The sequence below is a fragment of the Paraburkholderia sp. SECH4 genome (assembly GCF_030511745.1).
Lineage (GTDB): Bacteria > Pseudomonadota > Gammaproteobacteria > Burkholderiales > Burkholderiaceae > Paraburkholderia > Paraburkholderia madseniana.
In genome coordinates this window covers 62519-86927 of record NZ_JALOCP010000021.1, presented here as the reverse complement: position 1 = coordinate 86927, position 24409 = coordinate 62519, and the positions used below count along the sequence as shown (strand labels likewise).

Genomic DNA, 24409 nt, shown 5'->3' with positions numbered 1-24409 from the left:
AACCGGAGTCGCACCGCGACATGCAGAGTTACCTTCGCAAGGTGGAGCAAAGTCCCGTCAGGGTTGCAACCCTGACGGCCCCCCACACCCGTTCAGGCGAGATCGAAGCGGTCGAGGTTCATCACCTTGACCCACGCCGCGACAAAGTCGCGAACGAATTTCGCCTGCCCGTCCTCGCTTGCATAGACTTCGGACAGCGCCCGCAACTGGGCGTGTGAACCGAACACCAGATCGACGCGGCTACCGGTCCACTTCAACTCGCCGGTTTTGCGGTCGCGCCCTTCAAACACGTCCCGGGAGACCGGTTTCCATTCCGTACCCATGTCGAGCAGGTTGACGAAAAAGTCGTTGGTCAGCGTTTCCGGCCGCTTGGTGAAGACACCATGCGAATCCTGCCCGCTCTGGACCTTCAGGGCGCGCAAGCCGCCGATGAGCGCCGTCATCTCGGGTGCGGTCAGGGTCAGCAATTGCGCCTTGTCGATCAGCAACGCCTCAGCCGGGACACTGTACTTGCCCTTCAGAAAGTTGCGGAAACCATCGGCGACGGGTTCAAGCGCTCCGACGGATTCCACGTCGGTCTGATCCTGCGAAGCGTCCGCGCGTCCCGGCGCAAACGGCACGGTCACCGGATGGCCTGCGCTTTTTGCGGCCTGCTCGATGCCGGCGCTACCGGCCAGCACGATCAGGTCGGCCAGCGATACCTTCTTGCCGCCGGACGGTGCGCCGTTGAACTCGCTCTGGATCCCTTCGAGGACCTTCAGTACCTTCGCCAGTTGCTCGGGCTGGTTGACCGCCCAGTCTTTCTGCGGAGCGAGGCGAATGCGTGCACCGTTGGCGCCGCCGCGCTTGTCCGAGCCGCGGAACGTAGATGCCGACGCCCATGCCGTCGACACGAGCTGCGAAACGGACAGCCCTGACGCCAGAATCTTCTGCTTGAGCGAGGCGACGTCCTGATCGTTGACCAGTGCGTGGTCGACCGCCGGGATGGGGTCCTGCCAGATCAGTTCTTCAGCGGGCACTTCCGGTCCAAGATAGCGCACGCGCGGTCCCATGTCGCGGTGAGTGAGCTTGAACCATGCACGGGCGAAGGCATCGGCGAGCTGGTCGGGATTGGCCAGGAAGCGCCGCGAAATCTTCTCGTAGACGGGGTCGAAGCGCAGCGAGAGGTCGGTGGTGAGCATCGTCGGCCGCTGCTTCTTCGAGGCATCGTAAGCGTGCGGAATCGTTTCGCCGGCATCCTTGGCGACCCACTGGTTGGCGCCGGCGGGGCTCTTGGTCAGTTCCCATTCGTACTTGAACAGGTTCTCGAAGAAGCCGTTGCCCCACTTCGTCGGTGTGGTGGTCCAGGTGACTTCCAGTCCGCTGGAGATCGCGTCGGCGCCCTTGCCGGTGCCGAAGCTGCTCTTCCAGCCCAGCCCCTGGTTCTCGAGGCCGGCGGCCTCGGGCACCGGACCCACATTGTCGGCAGGACCGGCGCCGTGCGTCTTGCCAAAGCTGTGGCCACCGGCGATCAGCGCGACCGTTTCCTCGTCGTTCATGGCCATGCGCGCGAAGGTTTCACGAATGTCATGTGCCGCGGCGAGCGGGTCAGGATTGCCGTCGGGACCTTCCGGGTTGACATAGATGAGGCCCATCTGCACGGCGCCCAGCGGGTTTTCCAGGTTGCGTCCGTTGTCGTCGCGGCTGACTTCGCTGCCGTGCAGTGCTGGATCGGCCACGACCACGCCTTCGTCGTCACTGCCGGCAGCACCCTTGCCGTAACGGACATCGCCGCCCAGCCAGGTCTTTTCGTTGCCCCAGTAGACGTCCAGGTCCGGCTCCCAGGTGTCGGCGCGACCGCCACCGAAGCCGAAGGTCTTGAAGCCCATGGTCTCGAGCGCGACGTTGCCGGTAAGAATCAGCAGATCGGCCCAGGAAATTTTCTGGCCGTACTTCTGCTTGATCGGCCACAGCAGGCGGCGAGCCTTATCGAGGCTGACGTTGTCCGGCCAACTGTTGAGCGGCGCGAACCGCTGCTGGCCACGCCCGGCGCCACCGCGGCCGTCGCCGATGCGGTACGTGCCGGCACTGTGCCAGGCCATGCGGATGAAGAACGCACCATAGTGGCCGAAGTCTGCCGGCCACCAATCCTGCGAGTCGGTCATCAGTGCCGCAAGATCCTTCTTCACCGCAGCCAGATCGAGGCTCCGGAACGCCTCGGCGTAGTTGAAGCCGTTGTCCAGCGGGTCCGACTTGCTGGAGTGTTGGCTAAGCAGATCCAGCCGTAGCTGCTTTGGCCACCAGTCACGGTTGGTCGTGCCACCTCCGGCGGCATGATTGAACGGGCACTTTGCATCGTTTGACATGCACTATCTCCTTGGGGAATGTACCCACTACCAGTTCTTCCACGGCGCCTGGCTTCTACGGTGCATCGCCGAACCAGCGCCGGCGGGCGGTCGGGAAATCACATGATGGGCTCTTTTTGATGTATTGGCACTTTCACCCGGCACGCATAGCCTTCGTCCGATGAGGACGTCGTTGCGTGTATTGGACCGGGATGGCCCGCGTCGGCAGGCCTACTGCACATAAAAATATATGTGAGGGAGGCCATTAACAGAATGCGATTTTTGCAATGCTATTGATAGAACATAACTATAACGTGACAGATGCCTTTCATATTTACAGTGACGTGCGCCTTCCCGCGCCGTGGAAAGTGCGGACCTTTTTGTATGTCGATAACTATTGTGGGCACACAAATAAGCATGAACTTCAATTTCTTATCGGAAGGCGCTTCTAGGCCGTTGGCACCAGAGCCAAAAGGACGGAAAGTCTGCACTTTTGGCCGCATTGCAACGAGGAGCCACCAACCGGCGCACGAAACGCTGCACTTTCTTTACGGTGCGGGCGTTTTCGCGTTGCCGTTTATTGGGGCGCCAACAAAGGGGCGTTTCTTTGCCGAGAGTAACGTTGCATAACGGCGCCGGGGTTCGATTTCGAATGCAAAGTGTTTGTGACCAAGACAAGGACATGCATGCGTCGCGCAGGCCAGACAGTGCAGCAATTGGTGCACTGCGACCACTAATGTCAAGAAGATCGAGGATTCCGGCAGTTTTTCACTTGAGATCCCCGGCGGGCGAGCAATCGCGTCCGAATCGCCCTCCTTTCCTTGCGTGCCAGGCATCCGTCGCATGCGCGGTTTTCCTAGTAGGCCTCTGCGTCAGCGTGAGTCCAGCGATAGCAGAACATCTCGGCGTATTCTCCGAGACGATCAGTCGTTTCGAACGAGGCGCGAACTGGCCTACCATTCCACGGCTGCTCGAGCTTGCGGAGCTTTACAACGTACCGGTCGCAAAGCTGCTGGGACGAGGCTCAAACAGGGCCACTGATATCGGTTGCACGATCGCTGACCAGCTTGAGCGGTTGAGTGCTGAAGATCGAACCTGGGTCGGAAATCTCCTTAAGGATCTGTGCGACCGCCTGCCCCAGGCACCCGCTCGCAAATCAACTACACGTGCCAGGGACCGTCGTTAGGCGATCTCCGTCTCGCTGCCTGGACGGCATTGTCGAAAACTCGCAAAGGCGGTACGCATCGGGGACGCAGGCACATGGGTCGACGCGGCTCCGAGCCCAACCTGACGAGGTCCAGACGAGGCATTGCGCTATTGCCCATCACGAAGTTCGGGACCCGCGCTTGATCCGAAACGGCAGGCCAGACGGGCGCCGTCCTCCCGCCATCTGCTCCTGCGCACAACCCCTCCCTTTCAGGATTTGGTAAATTCCTCCCGTTTTTTGCTCCGACATCACCTGACGAATCCGCAATGATCCTTTCCCGGCAACTCCTTGACCTGTCCCAGAACCACCCCGTATCCAGCGATAACGTGCATTACATCCGGATTGACGAGATTCCTGAACCCACCCGTACAGAGTTTCGCGCCTGGCTCCGGCTGGCGCAGTGTCCTGTGATCAGCGGCGAAGGTCCGTGCGCGTACGCGCACGATTTTGAGCATTTTCGGCAGCGGCGTGAAAAACTACAGGGTCGGTGATCGTCGGAGCCTGGTCGAGCGCCGGCTCGCTACACCGGCTTCATTCGACGCGTCCGGGTCGAACGCTGACGCACACGATCGGCGCGGAAATCGGCGGCGTGGATCTGTCCACCGAACTCTCGGATCAACAGTTCGACGAGATCCGTCATGCGTGGCTGGAGAATCTGGTCGTCATCTTCCGCGACCAGCAAATGACGTCCGAGCAGCACAAGCGCCTCCGCCGGCGCTTCGGCGCGTTGCACGTGCATCCGCTCAACGCCGTAAAGCCCGGCAAAGACCCGGAGATCTTCGAGGTCAAGGCTGGCAAGCATTCCAGGAGTGTGGCTGGCGAGGGCTGGCACACGGATGTGTCGTGCGACGCCGAACCGCCGATGGGCTCAATGCTCTACGTCACGCAGATGCCAGAGGGAGGCATCGGCGGCGACACCATGTTCGCCAACATGTACCTCGCCTACGACATGCTGTCGGATCGACTCAAGAGTTTGCTCGAGGGCATGACCGCTATTCACGACGGCGCGATTCCGTACGTCGGCAACTACAAGCACAAGGCACCGGAAGGCGGGTTTCCGACCGCGGAGCATCCGATCGTGGTGCGCCATCCTGAGACGGGCCGCAAACTGCTGTTTGTCAATCGGGGCTTCACGTCCCGCATCGTCCAGCTCACCAGCTACGAGAGCAGGTGCGTGCTCGAGATGCTCTATCGAATGATTGAACTGACGCCACCGCTCGTCTGCCGGATTCCCTGGACGCTGAACTCAATGGTGTTCTGGGACAACCGATGCACACAACACCATGCGGTCTGGGACTACTACCCGCTCAACCGCTACGGGCAGCGCGTCACCATCGCCGGTCAGGCGCCGAGCGCCTGAGAAAGCTATGTAGAACGGAACAATCATGAAACCCATTGCCATCGTTCCTCTTGCCTCGCTGCGCGCCGAGGCCGCAGCAGCAACCGCCGCCACTGCCGCCGCGCAAGCACGCGAGTCAGGTACCGCTGCGCGGTGGAGCGTGGAGGCCATCCTGGCGCTCTACGGCCTGCCCTTCCTGGACCTGATTTTTCGTGCCCAGGAGGTGCATCGGCAGCATTTCGACTCCAATGAGGTGCAGCTTTCGACGCTACTTTCGATCAAGACGGGGGGTGTGCGGACGACTGCGGCTATTGCCCGAGATGGGAGAGCGCGATCTGCGCCGGCGCGCGCGAGATCTGCATCAGCCCTTCGAGCGGGTGGGCGATGTCCTCGATCAGGAAAATAGCGCCGGACACCGATAGCGCACAGACGAAAAGCGTCGCAATAGCAGTTCGGATGTTGGCGCTGACCAGTCCGAAACCGGCGAAGAGGATACCAAGCCAGAGTACCAGCACCGCCATGAATGGCGCTGGAATCGCGCCCTGCCCCGGCTGGATCAGCATCCAGTGCGTTTTCGCCAGGTCGTGACTGCGGGCGAGAGCCTCCGATTGAAGCATGCGCTGCATGTCGTTTCGTGGTGCCAGTTCCCGAAGCTTTTGCTGAAATTGCACTACGTGCGCCAAGCTCTCCGGCGCGTCCACGTTGGCCTTCCCGGTACCTCTCCCGGAATAAAACAGATCCACTGCTGAGGCGTAGGTGCGGTGCAGGGCCTCGCGGGCGTCTTTCGCCTCCGGGCCATAATCGGCCAGCGTGCCATCGAGCATGATGACCGTAGCGGCCGTCTCCGTGAACTCGTCGTTGAGCCGGTCGAAAGAAACCTTTGCCGAGGCGATGAGAAGACCAAGGACGAGAGCGGCGAGCGTCGCCATCAGCCCGGCTCCCAGCTTCACGATGGCAGTCGAATCCTCGCTCAGGTGATGGTCGGGAAGGAACGAACGAAGCGACAAGCCGAGCACCCCGCTGCCGAAGACGCACACAAACACGATCGAGGCGACTACCAATGAACTCACGATTGACCCCGCTGGACGTTCCTCAAGGTGCAGGCACCACGCGGTAGTAAACACCGTTCGCGCCGTAGGCGGGCTGGAACCACGTATTACCGCATAGGTAGTATGTGCCGCCCTGAACCGCGGGCCTTATGCAGCCTGCCGGTAGCGCCGCGTAGATCGCACCCATGGCGAACGTCGTACTGACGGGTGCGGGTGCAGGCGGGGCTGTCGTTGCCCCAGCGACGTAGCCTGCGTTGTAAGCATTCGACGCAGCGGCGTTCGTGTTGGCCGAAGCTATGGCCGCGCCCGCCGCCACACCGACTGCTACGCCCGCTGCGGCTGCGCCGGCGGTAGACCAGCCGCCGCAGTTGTAGCAGCTAGATCCATAATTGTTCACTGTGACCGGAGGATGGTAGGCGGGGTACCTGGCGCCGTAATAAGCGCTATGGTAGGCGGTCGCACCCGAGGCGCTCGTGTAGCTCGTATAACCCGAGCCTGCGGCATGGTAAGCCGAACCGCCATACGCGTTGGTGGCGCTGGTGCCCTGGCCATAGGTGTGGGTCGCGCTCCCGCCATATCGGTTGGTGAAGCTCGTCTGTCCAGATCCTTGTGCGTGCGTTGCGGTGTCGCCGTAGCGGCCGGTCGCGGTCGTGCCTTGGCCGTATGTGTGCGTTTCGCTGCCGCCCCACGCGTTGCTGCGGGTTGTCGACCCCGAACCGGGCGCATGCGACGTGCTGCCTCCGTAATAGTTGGCATGCGACCATGCACCGGCTGCACCCGCTGTGAGCGCCGGGACGAGAAGACCCACCAGACGGATGACGGCTTTCTTCACGATGCGTCTCCTTATTGAGTCCCGGCGTGCTTGCTTCTCGGCGGCGGCTTCATTCCTGGCGCATCGCTCGCGTCCGGACGCGCGAACGCAATGCGGGCCGCGCCAGCTGCTTTGGCGGCATTAAAGGTATCCGCCGGAATGGCGGGATCCAGTTGCCAGTCGGAGAGTTCTAGTACATGGCGCAACTGGGCACGATCATTGAGGTAAATGGCGTAAATACGGCGCGGAAGCTTGTCCTGCGCTCCGATCCAGACCTGTATGAACACATCCCCAGTGACATACGCCACCATGTCCGTTGTCGTGCCGCCGACCACGTTCGATTGACCGATGTAGAAAGCGATCTTCAGTCCGTCGGCGATGTCCTTGTAGGGATCCGCGACGATCACATCGGTAAACGGGAAATAGATTGCCCCGGAATCGAAGGCCACCTGTAACGCGGCGTCGATTGTCGGGGGCGCGTCGGCGATCGCGACCAGGTTCTCCAACGGCGCGAATGCCGTCATGGTTTTGCCGTCGTAATAGAACTCTGACGGTGGCCCGTCGCCGGATGTGATGACCCTAAGCTTGTCCGGCCGCCGGACTGTTACCTCCGACCTGGTGGAATAGACGAGCGGCGGACCGAGGCGGCTCGGACTCTCATAGGAGACGACCGAAGTGAACGACATCGACCTGGCGGCGGCAAGGCGGGCGCTCGCCGCCTTGAGGATGTCGATCGCGCGTGGCTCGAGTCCGGGCTGGAACGCTGGCGCGGCAGGCTTCGCCGCCGGCCTGGCGGCTGCTTTCTGCGTGTGCTGTGTTTGCTGGGCGTTGCCGCTTGCAGCGAGGAAAACGCTCAGCATAACGATGGTTACGCCCCACTTCAATTTCTCGCAGGTCATCGCGGCCTCGGTAAGTAACCCGGTTTCACGGCGTGCCCGACGACATCATGGAATCATGCCGCATTCAAACATCTTGTTGGCAATCGGTGCTGCCACCCTATTGATGAAAGCGGCGCGCATCTGCGGATCGTCGCGCAGCATCTGCATGGCCTCCTGCTCTCTCTCGGGCTTGGGTCGCCCCTGTTTCTGGGCTTTCTCCTGCCACAGTTGCTCGCAGGACGATTGCTGGTACTTTTGAACGAGCTTGTCGGCGACCATGTCCATCATCGGGTATTGAGCGGTGGCGGCGTTCGCGAACAGCAACGCAGGTACCATCGCAAACCACAGGAGACGCTTGATCATGAGCTTGTCCTCATTTCGTCAAAAAATGCGGCACTCGGGAAAGGGCCTGGGATCATCGCTTCCAAAGGGATGGCCTGGTTCTTGATTTTTTCGGGCGCCTCGTCCGCGAACGCGCGGTCAACCGTTTTCGCCTCTAAGATAGACTATGACACCAGCGTGGATGCGCATATTGGACCATGGTCCAATATGCGCTCAATGAAACCGGTCGCTTGTCGTCTATGCGCGATTGATTCCTCCCGGATCCGAGGAGGGGTATTGGGTCGCTAGACCCAACGTGGACGAACGGCGTCGCCAGTTCAGCCTCCGCTTTCAAGCCGTATCCGGTGGACGCTGGCGAAGCCAACCACATCGGGAGAGGAACATGAGCAAGCTGGCCGCCAGGATCAAGCATGAGTTCATGGAGATCCTACCGCCGACGATCTTCTTCTTCGTCATCCTCCACATCGTCGCGATCATTCGCGCGCTGACGACCTGGGGCACCGGGATCTCACTGCCGACATCGGCCTCCGTGACCATTACCGCCCTGATTCTCGGCAAATCGGTACTGATCGCCAACATGCTGCCTTTCATCAACCGCTTTCCCGAGAAGCCGCTGATATGGAATGCCAGCTGGAAGACGGCGATTTACACCCTCGTAGCGTTGTTCGTGCACTACCTGGAGCACCTGTATGACTACTGGAAGGAGGCCCCCGGCCTGGTTGCCGCCAATCATAAATTGCTGGCCGAGTTCAACTGGCCGCATTTCTGGGCGATCCAGATCCTGCTGGTGACGCTGATCGCCAACTACTGCGTGCTCGCTGAACTGGCTCGCGTGATCGGCCGCGACAAGCTCAAGGCGATGTTCTTCGGTCCCATGCCCACGAAACCGACCGGGCAGGCTGTTGGCTAGGTCAGCTTCAGGCAGGACGCGATAGTTTCCTGCAGGCAGGCGATCAAGGGCGTCTCTCGCGCCCCGAGAGGCGCTGCGCACCAGAAGGATTACTTCACGAATGACGCCCGCGAGGTGAAGTGGCGCGACCATCATCGAACTGAACTACGTCGGTGTGCAGGCCGCGAAGAGCACGAACACGTCTTCGTGGTTGACGAGCGTTGTGGACATCGCGCCAGTCTGTGTATCAAGCGCGACACTCCAGGCATAGCCCAGTTCCGTCCCTTGGAGAAGCAATTGTCCATTGCTCGGTTCCATGAACCGGATCTCGGTGCTGCGGTTCGGCCCGACTATGGTTTTCTTCGCAAAGTTGATACGCATGAACTGCGGCGCGCCGAGAATCGCCGGTAGCGTCCGATAGCAGACTTCCCCTACGTCGCAGAAGTGCGCGTCGATCGTCGCACACAGCAGCGGCTTGCTGCCGTCGAAGTCTGCACTGAGCACCCATGAAGGCGTGGCGCAAACAAGGACCGCCACGGCTGTTACCCGCAAACTCTTCAGCATGATTGCTTCTCCTGCCTGTCGTGAATCAGTGAGCGACCAGCGGACCAGGGATCGGGTGGGTGAGGTACGGCGCCTACTCGACGGTGTAGCCGCGACCGGTCATGCATGCTCCCACTGCGCGGTTGTATGTCGAAAGCTGACTCGACGCCTGCTGCTGCATGCCTTGCTGCTGCATGGCCATTTGCTGCTGCTCGCGCCGCATTCGCATGCCGCTGCCCATCGCGCCGACGAGCGCACCGATTCCTGCTCCCTCGCCCCAATGGCCGCCGGCCGCTCCGGTGACCGGGATCGTCCTGGTGACGGAGATGACGGGAAGCTTCACTCTGCTCTTCCCGATGCTCACAGCCTGCTTCACCGCGATGATCGTCCCCATTCTGTTGCGCTGTGAGCCCGTCTACGATTCGCTCGGCGAACGCGCAGCCCATGAACGACAAATCGCCGAGAAGTTCACCGAATAAAAAGGCTAGATTCCACCCACCTGCTCCCTTACGACCCTGGCCATCACGCGCCAGCGGTCGGTTTCCAGCACGGCATTCGCGTCGACGCGCGCGAACAGGTCCAGCAGAGGGGCGACGAGACCCGTCCAGCCCGTCTGATGACTCGCCCCAAGGCCCGCGCCATTGTCACCATGGAAGTACTCGTAGAACAGGATCAGGTCGCGCCAGTGCGGGTCGTCCTGGAATCTGGCCGTCCCGCCGTAGACAGGCCGCCGCCCTTTCGCATCGCGCAGAAACGTACCGGTCAGCCGGCGGACGATTTCCTGCGCCACCTCGAACAGCGTCATGTGCGGCCCCGAACCGGTTGGACATTGAACCTTGAACTCATCGCCGAAAAAACTGTAGAGATTCACCAGTGCCCGGACGATCAGCAAATTGACAGGCATCCACACCGGACCGCGCCAGTTGGAGTTGCCGCCGAACATGCCGGTATTCGATTCTGCCGGCAGGTACTGCACCTTGTACTCCTGACCACCGACATTAAGCACGAATGGATGGTCGAGGTGATAGCGAGAGAGGGAACGAATGCCGTGCGGCCCCAGGAACTCGTTCTCGTCGAGCAGGTAGCCGAGCACGCGCTCGAGTTTGCGCTTGTTGAGGATCGACAGAAGCCTTCGTTCCCTATGGCCGATGTAACCCGCATCGGTCGGGGCCACATGGGCAACCAGCTCGGGGTAGCGTTTTCGAAACTGAATGATCAGCTCCATCAGCTTCGGATAGCGAGTGACAGATTCCGCCTCGAATACAGTCGATGCGCACAGCGGCAACAGCCCCACCATCGACCTTACCTTCAGACGCATCGTCTGGCCGTCGGGGAGCCGCAACAGATCATAGAAAAAGCCGTCCTGCTCGTCCCACATCTCGTCCTGATGTTCGCCGCGACGGTCCATCGCATAGGCAATCCACATGAAATGCTGGACGAACTTGAAGGCGGCCTCCTCGTAGATCGGGTCGTACTCGGTCAGGATGATGGCGATCTCCAGCATGCTCTGGCAATAGAATGCCATCCACGCCGTCCCATCCGCCTGCTCTAGCGATCCGCCGGTCGGAAGCTGCGCGCTGCGGTCGAATACGCCGATGTTGTCCAGACCCAGGAATCCGCCGGCGAAGACGTTGTGCCCCGCTGGGTCCTTGCGGTTGATCCACCAGTTGAAATTGAGCATCAACCCCTGAAACGAGCGCTCAAGGAATCGCAGGTCGGCCCGTCCCAGCTCTTTCTCGTACTTGTACAGCCAGAGCGTGGCCGCGGCATGCACCGGCGGATTCACGTCGCTGAAGTTCCACTCGTAGGCCGGAATCTGCCCGCTTGGATGGAAATACAGGCTGCGCAACATCAATAGCAGCTGCTCCTTCGCGAAATCGAAATCAACCAGCGCGAGAGAGATCGTGTGGAAGGCCAGGTCCCAGGCCGCGTACCACGGATACTCCCACTTGTCCGGCATGGAGATCACGTCGGCGTTCAACATGTGAAACCACTCCGTATTGCGCACGTCGCGACGGGCGGCCTCGATCAATGGATGACTCCGATGCTCGCGCAGCCAGAGCTCGAGATCGAAGTAGTAATACTGCTTGCCCCACAGCATTCCCGCCAACGCCTGGCGGTGTACCCGGCGCTGATCTTCGGTCAGCGATTTGGGCGCGATCCGCTGGTAGAACTCGTCAGCGTCGGCGATGCGGGTATCGATCATGTTCCCGAAGTCGCCGAAGGCATTGTCCATTCTGGTTGCCGTCAGGCGCAGCTGGATGGTGTCGCTGCCGCCGCCGGATACGTCACAAACGTAATGGGCCGCGGCCTTGGTTCCCGTCCTGGCGGGATTCACTGCGTCGCCTTGCCCCGAGATGACGTACGCGTGGAACGCATCCTTGACATAGGGAGATGCGTTGGGTTGGTTCCACAGAAGCCTCGCATTGCTCTCGTTTTCGGTGAAGAGCGTCTCCGGGGCGCCATCGCAATGGAGCCAGTATTCGCCTAGCTCATGGTGAGTGGCACAAATGGCGCCGGGACCCGCCTCGCGCAGCGAGGGCTTGCGATTGTCCTCGCCCCACGACCAGGTGTTGCGGAACCATAGTGTCGGCAAGACCCGAAGCCGGGCCGAGTCCGGGCCGCGATTGTGAACGGAAATGCGAATGAGGATATCTTCCGGACCCGCCTTGGCGTATTCCACGAACACGTCGAAATAACGGTCGTCGTCAAAGACGCCCGTGTCGAGCAGTTCGTACTCGAACTCCTCACGTGATCGTCTTCGGTTGATCTCGACCAGATCCCGGTACGGATACTCCCGTTGCGGGTACTTGTAGAGGTACTTCATGTAGGAGTGGGTGGGCGTGCTGTCGAGGTAAAAGTAGTATTCCTTGACATCCTCACCATGGTTGCCCTCCCTGTTGGTGAGGCCGAAGAGGCGCTCCTTCAGAATCGGGTCACGCTCATTCCACAATGCCAGCGCAAAGCACAGCCGTTGCTTGTCGTCGCACAATCCGCCGAGTCCATCCTCGCCCCACTTGTAGGCGCGTGAGCGCGCCTGGTCATGGGTGAAGTAGTTCCAGGCATCGCCGTTTTCGCTGTAGTCCTCCCGGACCGTCCCCCACTGTCGCTCACTGAGATAGGGTCCCCATTTCTTCCATGGGACTTGAGCCTCACGCGCGGCGTTCAAGCGCGCCTGTTCCGCTACGTCCACGAATACGGGACCCATGCTTTTCCTCCGTGCGGATGGGCTACGGGCGGATCGAAGCGGAGATGTCGCGGCTGACCGTGACGAGGGCCCGGCTATAGGCAGCCACCAACGCATCGTAACCGGCGCCTGCACAGTGCTCTTGCACAGTGCTGCGTCCGCTGCGCGGCGAACCTTTCCCGGGCGGCGACACCGACCACAACACGTCGACCGTGGCCGCATCGCCGAGCGTGCCGTCAAAGCGCTGGACATCGAGCTGCACCCGGTAGGCCGAGGCCGGATCGCCGGCCATCGGGCGGGTGGACACGAATGCGCTGCCAAGCAGACGCGCGAGATCGGCGCGGACCACGTTCGGTATCTGGGTTTTCAAGGGATCCGCCCAGCGGGCGAATTCGTCGATCTCGACCTTGTTGTCACCGGAGCGAACCACGATCTGCGGCCGGTCGACGAGGTCAGGCACCGTCACCACCCCGATCAGCACCGTGACCGGAGTGGCGGCGGGGGCGCTCGCCTGCGGCGCCTGGGGACTCAATGTATAGAACTCCGACATCGGCGACGACGCACAACCGCACAACGCGGCGAGCGCCACCGCCATGGAAATGGGTAAGGATCGGCGCATCATTTCTTATCCTCCAGCTTGCCGCGGATCAGCGCCTCTGGATGGCGTTCGAGATAGTCCGCGAGGGTACGGAAGGCCGCCGCAGTGCGCGCGAGTTCACGCATTGCATCGGTGGTGCCCTGCTGCAACTGCGAGTTCGGCTGCAACGCACCGTTCGCCGAGTCCAGCGCCGTCTGCGCGGCGGCGAGCGTGTCCCGAGCCTGCGGCATCACCTCGGTGCGCAGCTGTTTGAGAAGTGAATCCGCATCCGCCAGCGTCTTTTGCGCGTCCTTGCCGATCCCTTCGAACGGGATCTTGTTCAGCTTGGCCACCAGACTGGTGACCGAATCCTGCAGTGACTGCAGTCCGCCAGGCACGGTCGGCAGTTCCGGCGGGTTCGCGCTCCAGTTCACCTCGGCTTTGGGCGCAGCGGGGAAGAAATCGAGCGCAACATACAACTGTCCGGTCAACAGGTTGCCGGTTCGCAACTGCGCTCGCAGGCCCTGCGAGACCAGCCATTCCGCCATCCGGTGGGGATCCGATGAGAGCCGGCCTCCGGACCCGCCAGACTGGTAACGCGATGTGAACCGCTCCGGATAAAGGCGCACCTCGACCGGAATGCTGAACTGCTTCTTGGCTTGATCGAAACGCGTATAGATCGCGGCCACCTCGCCCACCACGATGCCGCGGAAATCGACCGGCGCACCGACCGTCAACCCGCGCACCGAGTCGTTGAAATTGAAGACATAGCTCTCGATGATGCGGTCATGGCGCTTCATCGCCTCCGCGCGATCGTGGAACAGCATAAATTCGGTACGAACGGCAGCCTCGGACTGACCGGTCGTCTCATCCGGCGTCTGGAACGCAAGGCCGCCGATCAGGATCGCGACCACAGATTGCGTGTTGACCTTGACGCCATCGGTACCCAGGGACACGTCGACGCCGCTTGCGTGCCAGAACCGCGTATCGTTCTTCACGTACTTGTCATAGGGCGCGTTGACGAAGACCCGCAGCGTGACACCCTTGCCGTCCGCGTCGAGTGAATACGAGGTGATCTGTCCCACCTGCAGGCGTCTGAAGAAGACCGGGGAGCCGATATCGAGCGAGCCCATATCCTCGCTCTTCAGCACGAACTCCCGCCCGGGCACGCCGCTGGCGAAAACCGGCGGCGTCTCGAGACCGACATAGTCGCGCCGCGACTTCGTTGAGGCACCCAGATCCATGCCAATAAAGGAACCGGACAGCAGCGTACCGATGCCTGACACGGTGCCCCCGGAAATCCGCGGGCGCACGACCCAGAAACGCGTATCGTCGACCAGCATGCTTGACGCGTCCTTGACCACCTCGGCGGTCGCGACAACGCTGCGGTGGTCTCTCGACAAGGTCACGCTCTTGACCACACCGACATCCACGTTCTTGAACTTGATTTTGGTCTTGCCCGCTTCGAGACCTTCGCCGGTCGTGAAGCTGATGGTGACCGTCGGCCCCTGTTCGAGGACCGCCTTGACCGCGAGCCAGCCGCCGATCAGCACCGCAATGATCGGCACCAGCCAGACGATCTGCATGCGCCAGCGCGAGCGAGGCGTGGCCACCGCTTCAGGAAGCTCTGGTGGCACGGGAGGTCTAGACATGATGATCCTCCATCGCGTCCCAGATCAGGCGCGGGTCGAACGACATGGCCGCGAACATTGTCAGCACGACTACCGAACCGAACGCGACCGCGGCCGGCCCGGCCTGAATCGTGGCCAGCGCGTTGAACTGCACGAGCGCGACCAGAATGGTGATGACGTAGATATCGAGCATCGACCAGCGGCCCACCAGCTCCACCAGCCGATAGATGCGGGTTCGTTGCTGCAGGAGCATGACCGAGCGTCGCTGCGTGGAGATTACGAGGTACATCAGCGCCAGTATCTTCAGCATCGGCACCGCGATGCTGGCGATGAAAACCACCGCGGCGAGCGGCCATGAACCCGAGGTCCAGAGATAGACCACGCCGCTCAGGATGGTGTCCTTCTCCGAGCCGAACAGCGAACTGGTGTTCATCACGGGCAGCGCATTCGCCGGGATATACAGCACGATGGCGGCAATCAGGAAGGCCCAGGTGCGCGCGATACTGTCGGGTTTGCGCGCATGCAGATGGGCGCCGCAGCGCGGACACGCGGCGCCGTGCACATGAGCCGTCGACTTCACCAGCAGGCCACAGCTATGGCAGCTCAGCAGGCCGCAACGCAGGGCGGTATGGGCTGACGCGGCAGCGTCCGCCTCTGTCTTCGAGGCCGCATCGTCGAAGCTGCCCATGCGCCGCCAGAGTGCATGTGGATCGAAGGCGGAGCCGGCCGCCGCCAGCAGCAGCATGAGCGCGCCGAACGACCAGAGCGCGACACCAGGCACGACGCTCGCAATGTGCGCGAGTTTCACGAGAGCCACCAGCATGCCGAGGATCAGCACCTCGGTCATGCCCCACGGCTGCGCGAGATGCATCAGGCGAAACACAAAGTCGGCGTGATACGGGCGGCGGTTCAGTTGCAACGGCACCAGCAGATACGCCATCGCAGTCATCTGCATCAACGGCATCAGGAAAGTGGTCGCTAGCACGAGACCCGCGATCGGCCACATGCCGTCTTTGTAGAGCACGCGAACCGCACCGAGCAACGTCGTCTCGACGAGATCGCCGTTCACCGCGAGTCCGACAATCGGATAGAGATTGCTGATGAAGAACAGCACGACGCAGGTCAGCGTGAAGGCCAGTGCCCGGTCGGTGCTGTCGGGATGCGCGCGATAGAGCTCCGCGTGGCAGCGGCAGCAGCGCAGTGTGCCGTCGGGCGGCACCGCGGATTCGCGCTGCAGCAGATCGCATTCGTGGCAGGCGACGAGAGGGATCGGACCGGCCTCGTTTGCCTCGTTTGTCGTTGCGGTGGTCATTTAGGCTGCTCCGCGCCGGGCGCCGTGGTTGTCGGAGTCGTCGACGGATTCGTTGATTGAGTCCCCGACTGATCGCCAGCCTGACTGGCCACCTGTGCCACCGCCTTCTGCCCCATCACTCGCCCCGTCATCGCCTCGGCCTGCACAACCCAGCCGCCGCCCATCGCCTTGTAGAGACCGATCAGCGAGTTGAACATCAGGCCATTGGTCTGCGTGTAGCCAAGCTGCGCGTTGAACAAACTGCGCTCGGCATCCAGCACCTCGATATAGCTCGTATAGCCGCCTTCGAAACGCAGCCTCGCGAGCCGCGCATACGTACGCAACGCCTCCACCTGGCGCGCCTGCACGACCAGTTGCTCGCGCGACTTCTGCAGCGCGATGAGCGCATCGTCGACTTCCTGGAACGCGGTCTGGATAGCCTGCTGATACTGGACCAGCGCCTGTTGCTGTTGCGCCTCTGCCTGGCTGACCTGCCCGCTGATGCTGCCCGCCGTAAAGATCGGCACCGTCAGCGAGCCGGCGTACGACCAGACGCGCGCGGGTCCGGTGAACAGTTTCGAGAACTCGATACTCGTGGAGCCGAACAGGCCCGTCAGCGAAATCTGCGGAAAATACAGCGCACGTGCGGCACCGATCAGGGCATTGGCGGCGACCAGGTTCTGCTCGGCCTGCAGCAGATCGGGACGGCGCTCGATCAGATCGGACGGCAGACCTGCCGGTACGGCGGGCAGCACCAGTTCGGTCAGTTCGCGTCCGCGCAGGATCGGGCCAGGGTTGCGACCGAGCAGGACCGATAAGGCGTCCTCCTGCTGCGCGATCTGCGTCTCGAGCTGCGGAATCGTGGCGAGCGATGCTTCATATTCGGACTGACTCTGCGCGAGCTCCATCTGCGAGACATCACCGCCGGAAAAACGCGCCTGGAATACTTTCACCGATCCGGCGCGGCTGTCCGTGGTCGCTCTCGCGATCGCCAGTTGCTGGTCAAGGTCGCGCAGATTGATGTAAGCGGTGGCCACCGAGGCGACCAGCGAAAGGATCGTTGCGCGGCGGCCCTCCTCGCTCGCCAGCAGGCTCGCGCGAGCCGATTCGGTCTCCCGCCGCACCCGCCCGAAGAAGTCGAGCTCCCAGCCCACCGTCAGCGGCGCCTGGAACTCGTTGAAGACGGGACTCACGCCCGCCGGCAGCGGCGTCGGTCCGCGCTGCGAGGCACGCTGACGGGAGGCGTCGAAACCGGCGTTGACCTGCGGAAACAGCGCCGAGCGCGTCGTCACGAACTGGCCGAGAAACTGGTCGACGCGAGCGGCGGCGATCTTGACGTCCTTATTGTCAGCGAGCGCGGCCAGAATCAGATCGTTCAGAACCGGGTCCTGAAACTGCTCCCACCACCGCGTATTGGCCGCATCGACGGCTTCACTCGCTTCGAACCGGAAGTTCGCGGGCGTCGGCACGTTCGGGCGGACGTAGTCCGGGCCGAGCAGGCAACCGCCCAGCCCGATTGCCAGCAGCAAGGCGGGGAGCAAACGCAGCGGGAACGCAAAGCCTCGCATGTCAGTCGCCCTCACGTTGCGCGGAAGGCGTGACCGCAGGGCCGCCGGAGCCCGCAGGCTTTACCGGAAGGGGATCGGGACCGGAACCGCCATCACCCGCCTGCCCGCCGCTCGCACCCGGCGTCTTCTTGCCGCCGCTCTTTTCCGACATGGTTTCGAGCACGTAGAAGAACATCGGAATGAAGAACACCGCGATCACCGTTGCGCCCAGCATGCCGCCGATTACGCCCGTGCCGATCGAATGCCGGCTGTTGGCCGACGCACCGAGCGCGATGGCCAGCGGCACGCAACCGAGAATGAACGCGAGCGAGGTCATCACGATCGGCCGCAGCCGCTCGGTTGCCGCCGTCACTGCGGCGTCGTACACCGACTCGCCTGCTTCGCGATTGAGTACCGCGAACTCGAAGATCAGAATCGCGTTCTTGGCGGCGAGCGCGACCAGCATGGTCAGGCCGATCTGGAAATACACGTCGTTTTCGAGGCCACGCAACAGAATCGCGAGCAGCGCCCCGAACAAGGCAAACGGCACCGCCAGCAGCACGCCGAACGGCAGGCTCCACTTCTCGTATTGCGCGGCGAGAATCAGGAACACCATCACGAGACCGAACACGAACACGAGTCCCGAGGTGCCGCCCGATTGCCGCGCTTCGTACGCCTCACCGCTCCAGCCCACGCCATAGCCTGCGGGCATCACCTGGTCAGCCACTTCCTCGAGCGCATTGATGACTTGCCCGGAGCTGTAGCCTGGTGCGCCATTCGCCGTAATCTTGACCGCCGGAAAATTGTTGAAACGCGTGATCAGATCGGGGCCGGTGACGTACTTCGAGTTCACCACCGCCTTCAGCGGCACCATGTTGTTGGTTTTGCTCCGTACGTAAAGCTGGTTCAGATCCTGCGGCGTGAGACGGTACTGCGGTTCGGCCTGCAGGATGACCTGCCACAACCGGCTCGAACGGTTGAACTGCGAGACGTAGAGGGAGCCGAACATCGTCTGCATCGCGCTATACACTTCTTCGATCGGCACGCCGAGCGTTTCCGACTTGTCGCGATCCACGTCCACCAGCAACTGTTGCGACGACGCATTGAACGTGGACGTGACACGCGCCAGTTCCGGCCGGCTTTTCGCCTTCGCAACGAAGTCGTCCACCACGCCGGCCAACTGCGACGTGGTCGCATCGCCCTTGCTCTGAATCCACATCTCGGTGCCGCCCGTCGTGCCGAGCCCCGGAATCGAGGGCGGATTGACCGGCAGGATGATCCCTTCCTTGACCTTGGAGAGATTCTCGTAGGCGTCGACCAACACCGCCTTCGCGTTCTGGGTCCTGATATTGGCGAACTTGTAGCGTTCATCGAAACTCTTGAAGCCGATGAAGAACGTGCTAGCGTTATTCTTGTTCTGGCTGTCGAGCAGGCTGTAGCCGTCGACGATCGTCACGCTGCCTACCGCAGGCTGTTTCATGAAGTAATCGGTCACGCGCCGCGACACGTCGCCGGTTCGATCGAGGCTCGCCGCGTCCGGCATGATGACCGCGCCGAGCAGATAGCCCTGATCTTCAGGCGGCAGGAACGAGGTCGGAATGGTGCGCATCATCACCACCGCCAGCGCGATCATGCCGACGAACAGCAACAGCGCGACCACGAAGCGTTTGATCACCAGTTTGACCACGGACGTGTAGCCGTGCGTCATCTTCGCGAAGTTCCTGTCGAACCACTTGAAGAAGCCTTTCTTCTCATGGTGGCCGGGCTTCAGCAGCAAGGCGGCCAGCGCCGGCGACAGCGTCAGTGCGACCACCCCGGAGAAAATGACCGAGATCGCAATGGTGATGGCGAACTGCTTGTACAACTGCCCCGTAATGCCGCCGAGAAAGGCCACCGGCACAAACACCGCACACAGCACGAGCACGATCGCGACCACTGGGCCGGCCACTTCGTCCATCGCGCGCCTGGCGGCCTCCTTCGGACTGAGTTTGTGCACGTTCATATTCCGCTCGACGTTCTCGATCACCACAATCGCGTCGTCCACCACGATGCCGATGGCCAGCACCATGCCGAATAGCGTCAGCATATTGATCGAGAAGCCGAGCGCGAGCATTCCCATGAACGTGCCCATGATCGACACCGGTACGGCCAGAACCGGAATCAGCGTCGCGCGCAGGCTTTGCAGGAAGACGAACACCACGATCACCACGAGTACGAGCGCTTCAAAAAACGTGTGCACGACATCGGAAATCGACGCGCGCGTGAAGTCGGTAGTGTCCAATGCGATGTCGTATTCGAGGCCTTCAGGAAAGGTCTTTTTCATTTCCTGGAGTGTCGCGTGGACCTGCTTCGAGACGTCGAGTGCGTTGGCGCCAGGTTGCTGATATACCGCGATGACGGTGGCCGGCTTGCCCTGAAAGCGGCTGCGGATCGAATAATCCTTCTGGCCCAGCGCGGCGCGGCCGATGTCCTTGAGACGCACAATCGCGGCATCGCCGTTGGCTGCCCTGATGATGATGTTGTCGAAGTCCTCGGGTTCACTCAGGCGACCTGTCGTGGTCACGGCGAACGACTGCTCGACCGGCGCGCCGGTCGGCGATTGGCCGAGACGGCCCACGGCGAACTGCTGGTTCTGGTTGGCGACCGCCCGCTGCACATCGCCCGCCGTGATACCCAGTTGTGCCATGCGGTCGGGCTTTAGCCAGATTCGCATCGCGTAATCGGGCGTACCGAAGATGGCCGACTGATTCGCACCGGGAATGCGCTTGAGCGCATCGAGCACGTAAATATTCGCGTAGTTGGCGATATACGTCGCGTCGTAGCGATCGCCCGGTGAATAGATGGCGATCACCATCATGAACGCCGACGATTTCTTCTGCACCTGAATGCCCTGTGACTGCACCGAAGAGGGCAATTGCGGCAACGCGAGGTTCACGCGGTTCTGCACGTCCACCTGCGCCAGCTCCGGATTGGTGCCGATCTGGAAGTACGCGTTGACAGTCAGATTGCCGGTAGATGAACTCGACGAGTTCATGTAAATCATGTTGTCCGCGCCGTTCACCTGCTGCTCGATCGGCGCGGCCACGTTGTTGGCCACCACGTCGGCATTCGCGCCGGGATAATTGGCGGAAATCGTGATCTGCGGTGGGGTGACATCCGGATACTGCGCGATCGGCAAGTTGAACATCGCCACCGCGCCGCCGAGCGTGATGACAATCGAAATCACCGACGCAAAAATCGGGCGGTCGATGCAGTAACGGGAGATGTTCATGTCGCGTGTCCCCTACTGCGCGGCGGTCGTGTCGGACGGATGTCCCGTCGAACTACTCCCCCCGCCTCCCGGCACGTTGGCCGCCGCATGCGCGGCCGGCGCCGCGACGATTTTCAGCGGCACATCGGCGGCCACACGGATTGCACCGTCCACCACCACCCGCTCGCCCGGTTGCAACCCCTCGGTGATGAACCAGTCGTCGCCATGCCATTCGCCCACTTCCACGACACGTTGATGCGCCTTGGAGTCGTTGTCGACCACCCACACGAAGTGGCTTTTCGCTCCCTGCAAGACCGCACGTTGCGGCACCAGGATCGCCTTCGGCCGGGAAGCGCCGGACACGCGGGCCCGCACGAACTGGCCGGGACGCAACTGGCCTTTCTCATTTGCGAAAGACGCCCGCACGAGGAACGTGCCGGTCTCGGTGCTGAAGGCGGGATTGGCGAAACTGATATGACCGTGGTTAGGAAACTCGGTGCCGTCCGCCATGATCACCGTGACTTCAAAGTCGTCATTGGCCGGAAACCGCAAACGGCCTGCCGTGATCTCTTCGCGGAACTTCAACAACTCGTTTTCCGAAACGCTGAAGTTGACCCACATCGGATCGAGTTGATAGACATAGGTCAGCAAGCCCGAAGCCGAGGCGGTGACAAAGCTGCCGTCCTGTTGCCTCGCGAAACTGGACAAACCGGTGAGCGGCGACTTGATAGTCGTGTAGCTGAGATTCAACTGGGCGGTTTGGACCTGTCCTTGAGCTGCGATCACCGCGGCTTCCGCCTGCTTTTCATTGCCGGTTGCGTCGTCGAGATCCTTCTGGCTCAACGCATTTTGTGCGGCGAGCGGAATCACGCGCGCGAGATTCGCCTTCGCGACGGTTAGACGCGCCTGCTGCTGGGCGAGCTGGCCTCTGGCGGTTTGCAACGCCGCGTCAAAAGGCTTCGCGTCCATCTGGAAGAGGGTCTGTCCGGCGTGAACCAATTGCCCTTCGGTATAGAGCCGCTTGTCGAGAAAGCCGTCCACCCGCGCGCGAATCTCGACTTCGCGAGAACTCTGCGTTTGCGCGGTGTATTCGAAATCGACTGGGGTGTCGCTCTGCACCACCGGCATCACGGTGACCTCGATCGCTCCGGCGGCGGGCAGCGTAGCGGCTTTGTGACAGGCGGCGCACAGCGCAAGCGCGGCGAGCCCGGCAATCGCAAGACCTAGACGGTTTCTGCTCATGGCTGTCTCCCCGTCCCGATCGATGTCTACTGAACCGTGTAGCCGCGGCCGGTCATGCAAGCAGCCACTGCCCGGTTGAAGGTCGCCATCTGCTGCGACGTCTGTTGCTGACCCGCCTGCTGCTGCGCGGCCTCCGCCTGGTTGGCGCGGCGCTGGCGCATGCCGCCAGCCGCTGTTCCGGTGACCGCTCCGATCGCGGCGCCCTTACCGGCATTACCGGCGATTGCACCCACTGCCGCGCCCAGGGCGGCGCCGCCGGCTGCGCCCTTGACCGCTCCGCCTTGCTTTGGTGCAGCGCCCGGCTGTCCGGATTGCTGTGCAATCGCGACCGGATCGACGCCGGTCGTCTGCTTCGCCCATAGCTGACACTCGGCGGTATCCGTGTCTTGCTTCTGCGCGCTCTGCCCCTTGGCCGGATAGATGATGGGCTGCTGCGCGGCGGCCGCGAACGTCAGCACCCATACCACCAGACCAATTGCGAATTGCTGCATTCGTTGCATGGCTTGAGGCCCTCAATGATCTGCGGTCGACCTGCTTACTGGCTACCGGCGGTCAATGTCCGCGCAACGCGCGAGCGATTTCCCGGCTCTGCCGAGCAGGTTTCCCGATCGCGCGTCCGGCGCGGCGTGCATTACCGAGGTGATTCGGGTTAGAGCATCGGTGGCCATAACCGCACGGGGATATTGCGCACTTCACTATTCAAACTTAACAATTCTCTGCCCCTGAACGCCCAGACCAGCCATCAAACCCTGCTGGCCAAAAATGAACGCATAGACATCTGATTTCATTGTCGTAGTTGTCATCGACCTCGCCATCCCTGCATCCACCACCACGACGCTCGGTCCCACACCAACGGACAATCCGGTGCCACTCGTAAGCTCAGTGATTGCCGAATCGGTCATGAGAAACATCGCCTCCGAAAAGGTTTGTGCGCCTGCCTGCATCCCGTATGAGAGCCCGCGCACTCTGTAATACCCGAGGATCCTGCCATCCGGGCTAAACATCACGCCCTTTCCACCTTGCGCACCGACTAACAACCCAGCCTTGACGATGCTCGGAAACACGACGACGGCTTTCGCCTGGTATTGGAGATCCTTCGCCTTCGGAGTGCTGTCGAATAGTTGCTGCAGTGCCTCACGTGCTTGCGCGTCCATCTCGGGGTCCCCACCATTGGCAACAGTCGGGTTCGTCGAACACGCCACGGCGAACAGAAGGAGGGGGACCGCGAGAATTAGCCGAAGGTACTTGATCATGATGCGTGCTCCATTCTGAAATTGACACCACGGTGTGAAATGCGTTTCCGCCTCAAATTCTTCGCGGGCAACGTGAATAGTGGTGTTTGCGTCCCGTTAAAACAATTGGCCTTTGGTCCCATATCGCCTGAATACGCAAACGCATGGGCTTGCGCTACGGTGGCTGATCGCCTTCAAGGGCAGCGCGTACCGTCTTGACGAACAGTTCGTCGTTGAACGGCTTGCGCAAATAAGCGACCGCGCCGGCCGCGAGCGCGTGCTCGCGCACGCCGATATCGTCGTGGGCGGTGATGAAAATGACAGGTATGCCAGTGCCGGCCAGGCGCCGCTGGACTTCCAGCCCGTTCAACCCTGGCATCTGCACGTCGAGAATGACGCAGTCAGGGTGATATGACGGCATCGACGACAGGACCTCGAGGAACGCGTCGCCGCTTGCGAACGTTTCGGCGGCGATTCCGATTGAGCGCAACAGTCTCTTGATCGCTCGGCTCACCGATTCATCGTCATCGACGACAACAACGAATGGTTTGAGTTTTCCCATTGAACGTAGTCCGGTGTCCGGAAGTGCGCGCGCAAGTGCACTCCTCCATACGACAGACTACGAGTCAGGCAGGTTTGCCGCTATTGGACCTTGGTCCCGAGTAGGTGCTAGAGCGCGAAAAATCCGCCCGCACCGTCCGCCGTTCGCGCCGGAATGTGGCCTAGTGCGACGCGTGTGGTTCGGCGGCAGTGCCGAGGCCGGCCTTCTCGGCGACGCGGACCAGTTCGGCCAGCGACGAGACTTCCATTTTCGCCATCACCCGCGCGCGATGAGCCTTGATCGTCTTTTCGACCGTGCCCAGTTCGCCGGCGACCTGCTTGTTCAGACGGCCACTCACGACGAGCGCCATCACTTGCCGCTCGCGAGGTGTCAGCCTTCCGACACGCAGGACGGGTTTCGGCGCGGATCCTGTCCAGGAATGCGCGGGCCGAACCGAATGTCTCTACCCGATAGCCAGCGAACTGGATCAGACGTGCCAACGCGCGGCACACTGAATCGTCGTCGACGA

At 61.7% G+C, this 24409-nt stretch carries 21 protein-coding genes and 1 pseudogene; 4 read left to right on the top strand and 18 right to left on the bottom strand.

The window, feature by feature from the left end; genetic code table 11:
• Positions 1 to 92 precede the first annotated feature (92 nt).
• Positions 93 to 2345, bottom strand: a complete 2253-nt coding sequence (gene katG, locus M0D67_RS25525; RefSeq protein WP_154564390.1) for a catalase/peroxidase HPI — start codon at positions 2343 to 2345, stop codon at positions 93 to 95.
• 631 nt (positions 2346 to 2976) lie between these two features.
• Here katG and M0D67_RS42135 point away from each other — a divergent pair.
• From M0D67_RS42135 to M0D67_RS25515, 3 genes and pseudogenes are all read left to right on the top strand, one after another.
• Positions 2977 to 3510 (top strand): helix-turn-helix domain-containing protein, encoded by a 534-nt coding sequence (locus M0D67_RS42135; RefSeq protein WP_367892355.1) that lies wholly within the window; start codon positions 2977 to 2979, stop codon positions 3508 to 3510.
• 508 nt (positions 3511 to 4018) lie between these two features.
• Positions 4019 to 4891: a TauD/TfdA family dioxygenase gene (locus M0D67_RS25520; protein ID WP_266240246.1), complete on the top strand. Its 873-nt coding sequence runs from the start codon at positions 4019 to 4021 to the stop codon at positions 4889 to 4891.
• Between the two features lie 25 nt (positions 4892 to 4916).
• Positions 4917 to 5191: pseudogene (locus tag M0D67_RS25515) on the top strand (biotin synthase); the annotation flags it as partial.
• Here M0D67_RS25515 and M0D67_RS25510 read toward each other — a convergent pair.
• Genes M0D67_RS25510 through M0D67_RS25495 form a run of 4 tightly spaced genes read right to left on the bottom strand, consistent with a single transcriptional unit; the run spans position 5179 to position 7971 of the window.
• Complete coding sequence (locus M0D67_RS25510) at positions 5179 to 5940, bottom strand: DUF4239 domain-containing protein (RefSeq protein WP_154567629.1); 762 nt, start codon at positions 5938 to 5940, stop codon at positions 5179 to 5181. The pseudogene M0D67_RS25515 and the gene M0D67_RS25510 overlap by 13 nt on opposite strands.
• 22 nt (positions 5941 to 5962) lie before the next feature.
• The gene (locus tag M0D67_RS25505) at positions 5963 to 6751 is read right to left on the bottom strand and encodes a hypothetical protein (RefSeq protein WP_168436028.1); all 789 of its coding nucleotides are present in this window, start codon (positions 6749 to 6751) and stop codon (positions 5963 to 5965) included.
• Between the two features lie 11 nt (positions 6752 to 6762).
• Entirely contained in the window at positions 6763 to 7629 is an 867-nt protein-coding gene (locus tag M0D67_RS25500; protein WP_266240245.1) for a DUF2092 domain-containing protein, read from the bottom strand.
• Positions 7630 to 7674: 45 nt separating this feature from the next.
• On the bottom strand, positions 7675 to 7971 hold the full coding sequence (locus tag M0D67_RS25495; RefSeq protein WP_154567627.1) for a hypothetical protein: 297 nt from the start codon (positions 7969 to 7971) through the stop codon (positions 7675 to 7677).
• 361 nt (positions 7972 to 8332) lie between these two features.
• Between M0D67_RS25495 and M0D67_RS25490 the strand changes: the two genes are divergently transcribed.
• The gene (locus M0D67_RS25490) at positions 8333 to 8860 is read left to right on the top strand and encodes a hypothetical protein (RefSeq protein WP_154567626.1); all 528 of its coding nucleotides are present in this window, start codon (positions 8333 to 8335) and stop codon (positions 8858 to 8860) included.
• Positions 8861 to 9004: 144 nt separating this feature from the next.
• Here M0D67_RS25490 and M0D67_RS25485 read toward each other — a convergent pair whose 3' ends face one another.
• The 13 genes from M0D67_RS25485 to M0D67_RS25425 all read right to left on the bottom strand — a co-directional run bounded on the left by M0D67_RS25485 (position 9005) and on the right by M0D67_RS25425 (position 24250).
• Positions 9005 to 9403, bottom strand: a complete 399-nt coding sequence (locus M0D67_RS25485; protein WP_154567625.1) for a hypothetical protein — start codon at positions 9401 to 9403, stop codon at positions 9005 to 9007.
• 73 nt (positions 9404 to 9476) lie between these two features.
• On the bottom strand, positions 9477 to 9776 hold the full coding sequence (locus M0D67_RS25480) for a hypothetical protein (protein ID WP_266240244.1): 300 nt from the start codon (positions 9774 to 9776) through the stop codon (positions 9477 to 9479).
• Positions 9777 to 9866: 90 nt separating this feature from the next.
• Positions 9867 to 12590 carry a glucosidase gene (locus M0D67_RS25475; protein WP_266240243.1) on the bottom strand — a complete coding sequence of 908 codons (2724 nt, stop codon included), beginning with the start codon at positions 12588 to 12590 and terminating at the stop codon, positions 9867 to 9869.
• Between the two features lie 22 nt (positions 12591 to 12612).
• On the bottom strand, positions 12613 to 13191 hold the full coding sequence (locus M0D67_RS25470) for a membrane integrity-associated transporter subunit PqiC (RefSeq protein ID WP_266240242.1): 579 nt from the start codon (positions 13189 to 13191) through the stop codon (positions 12613 to 12615).
• A complete protein-coding gene (locus tag M0D67_RS25465; protein WP_266240241.1) occupies positions 13188 to 14798 on the bottom strand; it encodes an intermembrane transport protein PqiB in 1611 nt (536 codons plus the stop codon). Before M0D67_RS25465 ends, M0D67_RS25470 begins: the two co-directional genes overlap by 4 nt.
• Positions 14791 to 16089 carry a paraquat-inducible protein A gene (locus M0D67_RS25460; RefSeq protein WP_154566528.1) on the bottom strand — a complete coding sequence of 433 codons (1299 nt, stop codon included), beginning with the start codon at positions 16087 to 16089 and terminating at the stop codon, positions 14791 to 14793. Before M0D67_RS25460 ends, M0D67_RS25465 begins: the two co-directional genes overlap by 8 nt.
• On the bottom strand, positions 16086 to 17636 hold the full coding sequence (locus M0D67_RS25455; RefSeq protein WP_171926677.1) for an efflux transporter outer membrane subunit: 1551 nt from the start codon (positions 17634 to 17636) through the stop codon (positions 16086 to 16088). Before M0D67_RS25455 ends, M0D67_RS25460 begins: the two co-directional genes overlap by 4 nt.
• Before the next feature lies 1 nt (position 17637).
• Positions 17638 to 20886, bottom strand: a complete 3249-nt coding sequence (locus M0D67_RS25450; RefSeq protein ID WP_171926676.1) for an efflux RND transporter permease subunit — start codon at positions 20884 to 20886, stop codon at positions 17638 to 17640.
• A 12-nt stretch (positions 20887 to 20898) separates the two neighbouring features.
• Positions 20899 to 22107, bottom strand: a complete 1209-nt coding sequence (locus tag M0D67_RS25445) for an efflux RND transporter periplasmic adaptor subunit (RefSeq protein ID WP_266240240.1) — start codon at positions 22105 to 22107, stop codon at positions 20899 to 20901.
• A gap of 26 nt (positions 22108 to 22133) precedes the next feature.
• Positions 22134 to 22607, bottom strand: coding sequence for a YMGG-like glycine zipper-containing protein (locus M0D67_RS25440; protein ID WP_266240239.1), 474 nt, complete (start codon positions 22605 to 22607; stop codon positions 22134 to 22136).
• Between the two features lie 195 nt (positions 22608 to 22802).
• The gene (locus M0D67_RS25435) at positions 22803 to 23360 is read right to left on the bottom strand and encodes a lipid-binding SYLF domain-containing protein (protein WP_266240238.1); all 558 of its coding nucleotides are present in this window, start codon (positions 23358 to 23360) and stop codon (positions 22803 to 22805) included.
• Between the two features lie 154 nt (positions 23361 to 23514).
• Positions 23515 to 23901, bottom strand: coding sequence for a response regulator transcription factor (locus M0D67_RS25430; protein ID WP_154566534.1), 387 nt, complete (start codon positions 23899 to 23901; stop codon positions 23515 to 23517).
• A gap of 160 nt (positions 23902 to 24061) precedes the next feature.
• Complete coding sequence (locus M0D67_RS25425) at positions 24062 to 24250, bottom strand: LuxR C-terminal-related transcriptional regulator (RefSeq protein ID WP_233468850.1); 189 nt, start codon at positions 24248 to 24250, stop codon at positions 24062 to 24064.
• Positions 24251 to 24409 lie beyond the last annotated feature (159 nt).